General features: G+C 56.1%; 8 protein-coding genes. All 8 read left to right on the top strand.

The window, feature by feature from the left end:
- Nucleotides 1-7: 7 nt before the first annotated feature.
- The 8 genes from tssA to C2U40_RS26050 all read left to right on the top strand — a co-directional run bounded on the left by tssA (nucleotide 8) and on the right by C2U40_RS26050 (nucleotide 12,479).
- The gene (gene tssA, locus C2U40_RS11830; protein ID WP_103827146.1) at nucleotides 8-1,453 is read left to right on the top strand and encodes a type VI secretion system protein TssA; all 1,446 of its coding nucleotides are present in this window, start codon (nucleotides 8-10) and stop codon (nucleotides 1,451-1,453) included.
- Between the two features lie 41 nt (nucleotides 1,454-1,494).
- Nucleotides 1,495-4,980: a type VI secretion system membrane subunit TssM gene (tssM, locus tag C2U40_RS11825; protein WP_103827145.1), complete on the top strand. Its 3,486-nt coding sequence runs from the start codon at nucleotides 1,495-1,497 to the stop codon at nucleotides 4,978-4,980.
- Nucleotides 4,981-5,026: 46 nt separating this feature from the next.
- Nucleotides 5,027-6,457 (top strand): VasL domain-containing protein, encoded by a 1,431-nt coding sequence (locus tag C2U40_RS11820; RefSeq protein ID WP_103827144.1) that lies wholly within the window; start codon nucleotides 5,027-5,029, stop codon nucleotides 6,455-6,457.
- A gap of 257 nt (nucleotides 6,458-6,714) precedes the next feature.
- Nucleotides 6,715-7,002, top strand: a complete 288-nt coding sequence (locus tag C2U40_RS11815; RefSeq protein ID WP_017411057.1) for a type VI secretion system PAAR protein — start codon at nucleotides 6,715-6,717, stop codon at nucleotides 7,000-7,002.
- 10 nt (nucleotides 7,003-7,012) lie between these two features.
- The gene (tssI, locus tag C2U40_RS11810) at nucleotides 7,013-9,061 is read left to right on the top strand and encodes a type VI secretion system Vgr family protein (protein ID WP_103827143.1); all 2,049 of its coding nucleotides are present in this window, start codon (nucleotides 7,013-7,015) and stop codon (nucleotides 9,059-9,061) included.
- A 52-nt stretch (nucleotides 9,062-9,113) separates the two neighbouring features.
- Nucleotides 9,114-9,512, top strand: a complete 399-nt coding sequence (locus tag C2U40_RS26055; RefSeq protein ID WP_146054348.1) for a hypothetical protein — start codon at nucleotides 9,114-9,116, stop codon at nucleotides 9,510-9,512.
- A 13-nt stretch (nucleotides 9,513-9,525) separates the two neighbouring features.
- Nucleotides 9,526-12,114 carry a M23 family metallopeptidase gene (locus tag C2U40_RS11805; protein ID WP_103827142.1) on the top strand — a complete coding sequence of 863 codons (2,589 nt, stop codon included), beginning with the start codon at nucleotides 9,526-9,528 and terminating at the stop codon, nucleotides 12,112-12,114.
- Nucleotides 12,111-12,479 (top strand): hypothetical protein, encoded by a 369-nt coding sequence (locus C2U40_RS26050; RefSeq protein WP_158656439.1) that lies wholly within the window; start codon nucleotides 12,111-12,113, stop codon nucleotides 12,477-12,479. Before C2U40_RS11805 ends, C2U40_RS26050 begins: the two co-directional genes overlap by 4 nt.
- The last annotated feature ends 363 nt before the right edge of the window (nucleotides 12,480-12,842 follow it).

Raw genomic sequence — 12,842 nt, 5'->3', positions numbered from 1 at the left:
AGGGGCGATGAGCTATCAACACCCCTGGTGTGCACGCCTGCTCACCAGCCTGCCGGATGATCAGATAAAAGGCGCCGTGCTGGCCGACGAGCCGCGCTGGGACTACGTGGAGACCGAGCTGGTCAAGCTGGGATCCCTCGCTCACAGCCAGGTCGATCTCAATGCGGTGGCCGAGGCTTGCCTCGGCTTGCTGGAGAGCCGCACCAAGGACATGCGGGTGCTGGCCCAGCTGTTGCGCTGCCTGCAGCACCCGGCCAAGGCGACCCCGCTGGGGGCGGCGATCAGCCTGCTGGAGGCCTGGATCCAGGCTTACTGGCTGCTGGCCTGGCCCGGCAATGCCAGCCAGAAACAGCGGCTGATGGTGCAGATCGTCAAGCGCTTCGAAGGGGCCCTGCCGCGCATTTGCGAGAGCGCCTCGGCAGCCGAGCTGGCCCAGTTGCTGGTCCAGGCCGAGCAGCTGGAGCGGGTCTGGCTGGCGCAGTGTCCCGACAAGGGGGAACTGCTCGACCCGTTGGTGATGGGGCTGAAACGGGCCCAGCGCCAGCAGGTGGCACAGGCCGAGGCCAATGCGGCAGGGCAGCCCCAGAGCAGCGGCGCGGCGGCAGCGGGCTCCCCGGCCTCGGTGGCCTCTACTGCCAGCAGTGCCGGCGCCATGGTGCTCAGCGGCGGTGGCGGCAGTGCCGCCGTCGACGTCGACAGTTCCAACGATCGCGCCTGGCGCCAGACCCAGCTCAAGGTGGCTGAGCTCCTGATCGAGCGTCAGCCCGAGGCGGCGGTGGGCTATCGACTGCGCCGTCACGCTGTCTGGGCCGGGATCACGGCGGTCCCCATGAGTGGGGCGGGCAATAAAACCCCGCTGGCGCCCATGTCGGCGGACATGGTGGATGAGTACCGCGCAGCCATGAACAGCCCTGATCAGGGGCTCTGGCAGCGCATCGAACAGAGCCTGACCCTGGCACCTTACTGGTTCGAAGGGCACAGGCTCTCGGCCGAGGTGGCCCAGAAGCTCGGCTTTGGGGCTGTGGCCCAGGCGATCGCCGAGGAGCTCGGCACTTTTCTGCAGCGCCTGCCGGCCCTGCGGGAACTCGCCTTCAGCGATGGCTCGCCGTTTCTCTCCCCCGAGTGCAGCCGCTGGCTGCAACCGGCCAAGGGTGGCGGTGCGGGCAGTGGCGAAGCTGGGCTGGCCGAGGAGGTCGCCCAGCGCCACGGCGAGCAGGGGGTCGCGGCGGCGCTCGCCCTGCTCGATGAGCGGATTGCGCAGTTGAAAGAGCCAAGAGATCGCTTCCACGCCTTGCTGGTGCAGGCGGAGCTGTTGGCGCAGGAAGGCATGGAGGCGCTTGCGCGCCAGCACTATCAACACTTGTGGCAAGAGGCCAGTCGCCTCGGGTTGTCGCACTGGGAGCCCGGGCTGGTCAACCGCCTGGAGAGCCTGGCGGCGCCGTTGTCGAAATGAATGCCGAAATGAGTCATTGAGTCGGAGTTGGATCACATTTTATGTTCAAAACCATTTTTACTTTTCTGCGGCAACAGCTGCCGAAATTGAAACCCTCCTGGCCCCTGCTCGGTGCTGTGCTCTGGGTGCTGGCTCTCATCCTATTGTGGTGGCTGGGGCCTCGTCTCGAGGTGCGCGGCGCCAAGCCGTTCGAGCCGCTGTGGGGGCGGGTGGTGTTCACCCTGCTCTGGCTCTGGTTGCTGCTGGGAGTGGTCTCCTGGCGGGTGTGGCGCAAGATGCAACAGCTCAAGGCCGAGCGTCAGCACGAGGTGGTGCTGGAGCAGGACCCGGTCAAGGGGCTCATCGACAGGCAAGCGCTGTTCCTCGATCGCTGGCTGCAGGCGTTGAATACCCATCTGGGCAAGGGGGCGCTCTACGCCATGCCCTGGTATCTGGTGCTGGGCCTGCCCGGCAGCGGCAAGAGCAGTCTCATTCACCGCGCCAACCCGGCCAACAAGCTCAACCCGAGACTCGATACCGAGCTGCGCGACGTGGCGCAGGATCAGCTGGTGGATTGCTGGTTGGGGGAACAGGCAGTGATGCTGGATCCCGCCGGGGTGCTGCTCTCCCAGAGCGAAGCCGAACTGGATCCGCAAGCGCGCAAGCATGAGCGGCTCTGGCTGCACCTGCTTGGCTGGCTCAATGAACATCGTCGTCGCCAGCCCCTCAACGGCCTGGTGCTGACCGTGGATCTGGCCTGGCTCTCCCACGCCAGCGTGGCCGAACGCAAGGCCTATGCCCAGCTGATGCGCTCACGCCTGCAGGAGGTGTCAGCCACCATGAATACCCGGTTGCCGCTCTATGTCACCTTCACCAAGCTCGATCTGCTGCGCGGCTTTGAGGTGATCTACCAGCAGCTCGACAAGGAGGCCCGCGAGGCCGTGCTGGGGGTGACCTTCAAGCCGGGTGCCGACTGGCAGCAGGATCTGGCCCTGTTCTGGGATCAGTGGGTGGACAACCTCAACCAGAATCTGCCCGAGCTGATGCTGAGCCGGCTCGATGCCGCCCAGCGCAACGCGCTGTTCTCGTTCGTGCGCCAGCTGGCGGGCCTCAAGGATTACGTGACCAGCCTGCTGGCCGAGACCCTGGCCATCGAGGAGAGCAAGCCGCTGCTGGTACGCGGGGTCTATGTCAGCTCCGTCTATCAGCAAGGGGTGCCGTTCGATGCGTTTGCCCAGGCGGCCTCCCGCCGCTACAACCTGCCAGAGCCCATCCACTCGGCCCTGCGCGGGGAGTCCAACACCTATTTCGTGCGCCAGCTGTTCTCCTCCATCATCTTCCCGGAGGCCCATCTGGCCGGCGAAAACCGGCTGCACACCCTCTATCGCCGGCGCCGCATGGCTATCGGCCTCAGCTGTCTGTCACTCTTCTCGGCCGCCCTCATCGGTGGCTGGCACTACTTCTACCGGGTCAACGAGGAGGCGGGCCGCAACGTATTGACCAAGGCCCAGGCTTTCATGGAGACCAACGAGGTGGCCGATGCCCACGCCTTCGGGGTGAGCCAGCTGCCTAGGCTGAACCTCATTCGCGAGGCGACCCTCTCCTTTGGCAACTACCGTGAGCGGATGCCGCTGGTGGCCGACCTCGGCCTCTATCAGGGGGACGAGATCGGTCCTTATGTGGAGGGCTCCTACCTGCAACTGCTGAGCCTGCGCTTTTTACCAGCCCAGATGCAGGGATTGCTGGCGGATCTCAACCAGGCGCCTGCCGGCAGCGAGGAGAAGCTCGCCATCCTGCGGGTGATGCGGATGCTGGACGATGCGTCCGGTCGCAACAAGGAGCTGGTGGCGCAGTACATGGCGAGCCGCTGGCAGAAGGCCTTCCCGGGGCAGGGTGCGGTGCAGGAACAACTGATGGGGCACCTGGACTATGCCCTCGACCACACCAATTGGTATGGCGCCAGGGCCGAGCGGGATCAGGCCGCCATCACCGCCTTCGTGCCGTTCAAGGAGCCGGTTTACGGTGCCCAGCGCGAGCTCGGCAAGCTGCCCATGTATCAGCGGGTCTACCAGAATCTGGTGGTGAAGGCGGGTGATGTATTGCCGCCGGATCTCAACGTGCGTGACGAGGTGGGCCCCACCTTCGACACCGTGTTTGCCCTACGCAGCGACAACGCCGGCCAGGTGCCGCGGCTGCTCACCTGGCCCGGTTTCAACGACTTCTTCCTCAAGCAAGACAAGGCGCTCATCGATCTCACCGCGATGGATGCCTGGGTGCTGGGCCAGCGCAAGCTGAGCCAGCTGAGCGAGGCGGATCGCAAGGAGATCACCCGTCAGGTCAACGATCGTTACGTCACCGATTACGTCAACCAGTGGCAAAAACTGCTGACCAATCTGGACGTGCAGACCCTGGAGAGCCCGGAGCAGGCGCTGGACGTGCTCGCCGCCATCACCGGCAACGATCAGCCGTTCCAGCGGGTACTGGCCTCGCTGGATGACAACACCCGCATTCGCAAGATCTCCGATGTGGAAGGGGACCCGGCCCAGGCCATCAGTGCCCGCATCGGTCGTCCCTTTATGGCCACTAATGGAGTATTGGCTGGACGTGGTGAGCAGGGACCGCTCATTCAGGAGGTCAACCAGAAGCTGGTGGAGCTGCAGCACTACCTGGAGCTCATCGTCAACGCCACCGAGCCGGGCCAGTCCGCCTTGAAAGCGGTGCAGCTGCGCATGACCAACAAGTACGCCGATCCGGTGTTCGCCCTGCAGCAATATGCCCGCAGTCTGCCGGCCCCGCTCGATCGCTGGGTGGGTCAGCTCTCCGAGCAGAGCTCGCGGCTGGTGATCGACCTGGCCATGTCCTCCCTCAACCAGGAGTGGCAGGACAAGGTGCTGGCCCCCTTCAACAGCCAGCTGGCCGGTCGTTATCCGTTTGATCCGAGCTCGAACAAGGACGTGCCCCTCTCCGAGATGGAGCGCTTCTTCGCGCCTAACGGGACGCTGGACAGCTTCTATCAGGTCAACCTCAAACCCATGGTGGAGAGCGGCCTGATGGAAGGGGAGTTCAGCTCGCCCATCCAGGCCGAGCTGGTCAAGCAGCTGGACCGTGCGGCCCGCATCCGTCAGATCTTCTTCAGTCAGCAGGGCAACCTGGAGGTGCAGTTTGCCCTCGAGCCCATCGAGCTCACCGCCAACAAGCGGCGCAGCGTGCTGAACCTGGATGGCCAGCTGCTGGAATACGCCCATGGCCGTCGTACCAAGATCCCGCTGGTGTGGCCCAACACCATGCGCGACGGGGCCGAGAGCAAGATCACCCTGGTGCCGGCCGCCCGCGAGCGTTCACCGCGCAGTGAAGGCTTCGTCGGCCCCTGGGCCATGTTCCGCCTGATGGACAAGGGGGAGCTGACCCAGGTCAATGACGCCACCTTCGATGTGCGCTTCCCGGTGGATCAGGGGGCCATGACCTATCGCGTCTATACCGACAGCGCGCAAAACCCCTTCACCGGCGGCCTGTTCAGCCAGTTCAGACTGCCCGAATCCCTCTCTTGATCGCGTCGGGGGCACGCAGTGCCCCCTTCCTGCGTTGGAAGTTCATATGTCACAGAATCAACAAGGTCAGCAGGCCCTGAAAGTGGGGCGAGACCCCAGGATGTTGCCGGAGTACGAGGCGCTGCGGGCCGAGATCAACAAGCTCAGCCACGCTTCGCGCCCCGAAGTGGACTGGCAGCGGATCCATCAGCTTGCCAGCCTTATCTTCGAAAAACACGGGGTGGATCTGCAGACCGCCATCTACTTCACCCTGGCGCGTTCGCGCCTGCAGGGGCTCAGCGGTTTTACCGAAGGGTGCGAGTTTCTCGCCAACCTCATCGTCACCCAGTGGGAGAGCTTCTGGCCGCCGGTCCATCAGGAGCGGGCCCGCATCGAGATGCTCGACTGGTTCATCGCCCGTATCAGCGACGTCATTCGCCAGTACCAGATCAGCCACGAGGACAAGCGGCTGATCTATCGCTGCGAGCGGGCGCTGCAACTCATCAGCGAGAAGCTGCACAACGCGGATCTGAGCCGCATTCCCCGGGTCGAGAATCTGGTGCACTTCATCGAGGGATATACCCACCTCTTTGACGAGACCGAAATCGTCATCGTCTCCGACGAGCCGGGCCTCAAGGAGGATCTGCAGATCCCGCCCATGGTGTTCTTCAAGTCAGACATGGAAAGTGATCACGGCAGCACGGTCTCGGCATCGACCCCGCACCTGCCCCAGGGCAGCATTTTGGTGGGGCGCGAGAAGGGGCAGGTCAAGCCCACCGTGCTCAAGATAGAGCAGCACCGCCGGCAGCGTCCGGCCTGGTTCTGGTTTGGTTGCGGCCTACTCAGCTGCGCCCTGCCGGTGATGGGCTGGCTGGGTTGGCAGCAGCATCAGCAGGAGAAAACCGTGGCGGCCCAGCGTCTGGTGCAGCCGGCCGCCGAGCTGCCTCGAGCCCTCAGCTATGACGACATTCGCCAGGCGCGCATCGTGCTGGGGGAGCAGACCCTGCAGAACATGGAGAGCGATCTGGTGGCCCGCTACCAGAACCAGTTGACCCGGCTCGAGCAGACGTCGCCGCTCTACTGGTATCGCTACGGCGAAGGGCTGCGCAACTCGCTCTTGATGCTCTATCCCGACTCGCTGGCGGTCAAGGCGCTGGACAAGCAGTGGCAGGCACAGCTTGGCGGCCAGCAGGGGGATGTAATCAGCGTGCCCACCTACCTGGATGCCCGCGCCGGGGTGGATGCCCTGCTCGATCAGCTGCTGGAGCTGGAGCGCCAGCGCAAGACGGTGACCATCTCCTACCTCAAATCCCAGCTCTATGAAGTGCAAAAGAACCTGATGCAGAACATCCCGTTCAGTCTGCGCCTCGGTGAACTGGAGGCGAGAAAAGCCTCCCAGGAGCCCATCACGGCTGTCGAGCTCAAAAGCCTGGAAAATGATCTGAAAGCGCTCAGCATCCGCCTCTATCAGCTGCAACAGGGCGCTTCTGGTAGCTGAAAATACCGCCCTGAGCAAAAAATTGCGCAAGATGTGGTGAGTTTGACTGGCAAGGCAAGGTTTGCCGGGAAACTTGCCCTGTCTTGCGCAATGGATTGCAGCAGATTTGTCAGGTTCAACGAGATTGAATCGTAATTGACTGATTTTTAATGTGATTGTTGGCGACTTTGCCATGGCATGGAGGCTGCTGGGTCGCCGTTCCAACTGTCTCTGCACCAGGCTGCGCTTGCACCATGGTTGCCCCACGGAGAATCCAGATGTGTCCTTCTATTGCATTGCTCGGTGACATCGGTACCGACCACGATGGTTTCCACCCATCACCCGTGATTGCCGCCAGCCCGGATGTGTTCCTCGATGGCAAACCGGTGGCCCGCCAGGGTGATCCGCTGGCCCCCCACGACAAACCCAACAATCCACCGCATCCGCGCAGCATCTCGGGCGGGGTCGGCTCTGTGCTGGTCAACGGCAAGCCCATCGCCGTGACCGGTACCGCCGTCGGCTGTGGCGGCGTGGTGATTGGCTCAGGCAGCGGACAGGCAGGTTAAGGAGCGCTTCATGGCAGACAGCACAGGATTACAATTTACCGTCAAGGTGGGGGCGTTGCCCGAGAGCACTTTCGTGCTGGCCGAGTTTGCACTGGATGAGGCGCTCAACCGGCCGTTCAACCTGCGCCTGGAGCTGGCAAGTGCCCAGCCCGACATCGACTTTGGCGCCGTGCTGGACCAGCCGTGCGAGCTGCTGGTGTGGTACAACGGCGAGCTGCAGCGTCGGGTGTGCGGAGTGGTCAGTGACTTCGCGCAAGGGGACAGCGGTTTTCGCCGTACCCGCTATCAGCTGTTGGTGCAGCCGGCGCTGTGGCGGCTCTCTTTGCGCCAGAACTCCCGCATCTTCCAGGCACAAAAGCCCGATGAAATCCTCTCCATCCTGCTGCAAGAACACGGCATCACCGACTATGCGTTTGCCCTGAAAAACGAGCACGCCAAGCGGGAGTACTGCGTCCAGTATCGCGAGACCGACCTCGATTTCGTGAACCGCCTCGCCGCGGAAGAGGGGATGTTCTACTTCCACGAGTTTGAAGCGGGCAAGCATCGCATCGTGTTTGCCGATGACGCGGCGGCCCTGACCGCCGGCCCCGAGCTCTTTTTCAATCTCGGCAACCACTCGCTCGAGCAAGGCCCCTATGTGCGCCAGTTCCACTACCGTGAGGCGGTGCGCCCCTCGGATGTGGAGCTCAAGGACTACAGCTTCAAGACCCCGGCTTACGGCCTCTCCCACAAAAAGCAGGGCGCTGAGCTGGAGCACCAGCGCGACACCTACCAGCACTTCGATTTCCCGGGCCGCTACAAAGAGGACCCGAGCGGCAAGGCGTTTGCCCAGCACCGGCTGGATGCGCTTCGCAATGACGCAGCGGCGGGCCAGGCTAAGTCCAACTGCGCCGCCTTGCTGCCGGGCCAGACGTTTTCACTCACCGAACACCCGAATGGTAGCCTCAACACCGACTGGCAAATTGTGCGCATTCAGCACACCGGCTTGCAGCCGCAGGCGCTGGAAGAGGAGGGGGGCGGCGGCCCCACCGTCTATCACAACGAATTTGGGGTGGTGAAAGCGAGCACCACCTGGCGGGCACGCATCGGCAGCCCGGAGGCCCCTCACAAGCCGATGGTGGATGGCCCACAAATCGCCATGGTGGTGGGCCCCGAAGGGGAGGAGATTTACTGCGACGAGCACGGCCGGGTGAAGCTGCAATTCCCGTGGGACCGCTACGGCTCGAGCAACGACCAGAGCTCCTGCTGGGTGCGAGTCTCGCAAGGCTGGGCCGGCGGCCAGTACGGCATGATGGCCATCCCGCGCATCGGCCACGAGGTCATCGTGAGCTTTCTGGAGGGGGACCCCGACCAGCCCATCGTCACCGGCCGCACCTATCATGCCACCAACCGGCCGCCGTACGAGCTGCCGGCCAACAAGACCCGCACTGTGCTGCGCACCGAAACCCACCAGGGTGAGGGCTTCAACGAGCTGCGCTTTGAAGACCAGGCGGGGCAGGAAGAGATTTACATCCACGGTCAGAAAGACCTGAACGTGCTTATCGAAAATGATGCCGCCTGGCACATCAAGCACGACCAGCACACCGATATCGACAATGAGCGGGTGACCCGCATCAAGGCCAACGATCACCTGACGGTGGAGGGCGAGAAGCGTGACCAGATAAAAGCCGACTACTCGCTGACGGTGGATGCCAGTCTGCATCAAAAGCTGGGGCAGTCCCTGCTGGTGGAAGCCGGTCAGGAAGTGCATATCAAGGTGGGCGACAAGCTGGTGCTGGAGGCGGGTTCCGAGATCACCCTCAAGGGAGGCGGCAGCTTTGTCAAAGTGGACCCGAGCGGCATCAAGCTGGTCGGCCCCGCCATCAAACTCAATGCTGGCGGCAGCGCAGGTTCAGGCTCTGGCTGGGGTGGCAAGGCACCCGTGGTGCCCAAGGGGGTAGAAGTAGTCAAGGCTCCAGAGCTGGTCGAGCTGATCAAGGCTATCCCCACCGAGAAGGCGATGGAGGCGCTCTTGAAAGAAGAGAAAAACATGGCCAAAGTCAGTTTTTCAGGGCGATAAAGTTACAATTTTTTAATGATTTAGCATTTTAATTTTGAGGTTCAGGGTCTGTATGAAAACTTCGCTAATATTTAAGCTCTTTACCTTTTTTTTCATTTCCTCACGATGTGTTGCGGCATCTTGCCCCGCAGATAGTTTTGATGGTTTTTCTCGGGTGTTTATAAATGATGTCAAAGTCCAATTTGAATATACAGTAAGCCCCGTTGAGACTGTTTTCTATCAAGAGCAAGATGATGACGTCAAAGAGGTAAAAGAATCTCGACTTTTAAAATTTTCAGATTTCCCTATTGTAAATAGTAAAGGCTATGAAGGGGAGAGAGAGATTTATGTCGACAAAAAAAAATTAGAAGTGGTTGTGAAAGGGAATGATTCTGGCTATCAAATATCTTTGTCTTTTTCTCCAAAAAATCGGTGTTGGTATCTTGTAAAAATAACTGACTATTCTATGTAGGTGGGGATGATATATGTCTTTTGACATTGCCATGAATTTTATTTTGCCTCCTTGTGGTGGGAAGAAAGCACATATTACTGCTCCCTTCGGTGAAAAAAGGGTGTCAGGGCCGCATAAAGGAGTGGATTTTAATTATATAGGCGGTCAGTCCGGAATTAATATGGAACATCCCGCTGCATTTTCTCCTGTTGACGGGAAAGTGATATTTTCTGGCGGTTCTTTTGGTACAGTAAAAATCCTGGACAAAAAAGGTTTTAGTCATGAAATTCTTCACCTTTTCTCACAAAATGTAAAAGAGGGTGAGTCGGTCAAAGCTGGGGTTACCCAGATTGGCAAGATGGGGGGGAGAGGGCCACAAAAGATAGATCAATATGCAATGCATATTCATTATCAGATAAAAGATTCTTCTGGGAAAATTGTTAATCCTCAAGAGTGGTGGGCTAATAAAGATGCGACTAGCAATAGCAATCCTATAGATGTTAAACCCATCGCTTCCCCTTGTTTACCTATTACCCAAGCTGATGGAAAGGAGTTTAAGGATGCCAAATCGTTAGCTTCAATTTTAGGAAGTGAAGCTAATTATCTATTGGGCCTAAACACTTGGCATGGTGGCATCCATATTAGTGATAAAAAAGCTCCTTGGGTCAAAGATATTTATCCTGTTCGCTGTATGGCTGATGGTGAGGTTGTAGCTTTTCGAATGATGCCTGACTATCTTGCCAGCAGTTTTAAAGGGCAGGAATATCGCTATTCCAACTCTTTTTGCTTGGTTCGTCATCATTTCAAACAACCCAAGTCAGCAGAGGGAAATAAAGGTTCTACGCAGAAGGAGAGCAGTTCTGAAAAGGGGGGGAGTACAGAAGATAATGGGTTTACCTATTACACACTATATATGCATTTATGTCCTTGGGATAAATGGCCGAAAAACAGCCGCTATCGGTTAAAAAAGGGATGGCGGGTGCGTCATAGTATACCGAATCATGATTACCAACCTCCCGCACTAACCTTGAAAGCGGGAGAGGAATTCGAACTTGTCGAAGGTGTTACTGCACAACGTGGTTATGTAACAGGTCAAGGGGAGTTCGAATTTGCTCGTATAAAGGTACTGAGTAATGGTGCTAGTAGCAAAGAGGTCTTGGCCACAAAAGGAATGGATAGCCTTTGGATGGCACAAGACCCAAGCGCGATAGAGAAAGTTGGCAACATTGTTAGACCTATGTGGGTATATGACAAAATAGAAGCTCGTGTGAAAGAAGATATGGTTGGTCGTGCCGACCCCCAAGCTCAAAAAGGGAAAACAGGACATTATGTAGCTGGTGAAAGTGTTTTTAGTGTACCAGCCGGAAGTCTGATCAGCTTTGATGCACACAGGTGCGAGTGGCAGGAAGTTCGCGGTAGAGCGCGGCGAATGGCTCGTTGTGTCGTACAGCCTCTTGGTCGCCCTGTTTGGTTATGTGTAGAAGAAGAGAATATTGAGATTAAGCGCCAAGAGCCTACTCACTTGGGTAAGCTGTATGAATTGCCAACACCAGTACCAATTCGTGCTGGCGAGACTATTGGCTATCTAGGAATGTACGAAGCGCCAACTTCTACCGAAGGGGGAATGTCGAGCAAGCACATGGTCCACATTGAGCTGTTTAGTGATGATCCACGAGCAGAGGCAGTAGTTAGTAGCAAAGAGTGGAAGGATAAAGGCTTCACGCTGATTGATGGCTCTGATAGTGATGGTGCCTTGGATCCTGCTAAAATCCCCCCATTTTTCCTGAACCTGTATCGTCATGCTTCAGATGATAAAGAGTTGAAAGATAATGATCTTACGGTTAAAAAGTTGGAGAATGCTGTCGATAGCATAGAGAACTATGATCGAGTTAAAGGGATGGTGGTGAAGCATAGCAGCGAGTGGTGGGCACCAACTTCAACAGTTATGATGGAGCGATTTAAAAGCATATTTAGTGAGGTTACCGAACTACCGGCACTTATTAGCCATGAAGTTGACCGTGTTGAAAGTACTGGGTGGATGCATAGATTAATGAATCATAGGGTAGAAGGTCCTAAAGTATGGCATTTGCATCCTTTTTCTTTATTTGAAATCTCAGTTTTGAGTCAAAGAAGTGGTAATTTATTTACCTATGCTGATGCAGAGGATGCATTGCGGATTATATTTAATAAATATGGTTATGATATGGCTGTAGTTATTGAACGAATGTATCGTGATGAAACAGGACATTTTAAATCACTTCAATATAAAAATTGTGGTACAGGTGGAATGGAAGCATTTGGAAACCAGCCCTACTATGGTTGGGATAAGACTTTCTTTGAAAAAAATCCGTCGTATATGCCTATTGGAACTTGGAGCGCGTTTGAAAACAAAGGCAAGAGTGGTTCTGGTGGGAATATTCAAGTGACAGACAGAAAAAAAACATTTATTAAGTTTCCTTCTGTTGTTGCCGCCATGGAATATAAGGTCTTTTATATTAAGAAACATAATGGAAATTGGGCTCGTTGGCACAATGCGTCTGATGCTAATATTCAGAAGACATATAGGGATTATATATCAAAAATAAATCCAAAAATAAGTAACTCACTAAAGGGTGAAAAATGAGAATATTATATTTAATTATTATTTTTTCTAATGCCGCAATTGCTAGTGATAACTCGCAATGTTATGATTATTTGGCAGATGCAGTACGTAGTAGTAATTATGACTTTATATATGTTGCGGCTAAAGATGTAAATGTTGTTATAGACTCTGATAATGGTAAAGAAGTCAGTATGCAGTTAAATTATGATACTGATGGCAGTGGTAGTATTGGATGGGCTTCATATATTTATTCTGATGCCTCATTATGGAATACATCTGCTTACCTTGAGGATAAGATAAAGCTGAAATATAATGAGTTAATAAAGAGTAAGTTGCGAAAATGTTTTGAACAACATGATCATTTACAAAGAAAAAGTGATAATTAATATGGTGGCTTTTATAAATAACGTAAAATAGATGTGTGACATGGTTTTTTCCTAAAGTGGTTTTTTCCTTTAGTAGACTGTGCGTCACCTGGCACCGGCCTCAGGCTGGTGTCTTTTCATTTTTCCTCAGCGTTTACAAGCATTCCCCAGAATATAAACTCAAAGGCATTCTTGTAAAAGTGGAGGAAAGATAGCCATCAGTTATATGGTGGCTAAAATGCTTTTTTAGCAATGTGATATTTGAAAAGTGATTTATTAATAAATGCTATCCACTTGCATTCTGTATTTTATCAGTGTGTGGTTATTTTTATGAAAATTTCAAGGCAAAAGAAATACTAATACAATTGAATATCTCTTTAATTT

Source organism: Aeromonas sp. ASNIH4 (assembly GCF_002934425.1).
Classification (GTDB): domain Bacteria; phylum Pseudomonadota; class Gammaproteobacteria; order Enterobacterales; family Aeromonadaceae; genus Aeromonas; species Aeromonas hydrophila.
The sequence above is the reverse complement of the archived record's forward strand: the minus strand, read 5'-3'. Positions and strand labels throughout refer to the sequence as shown.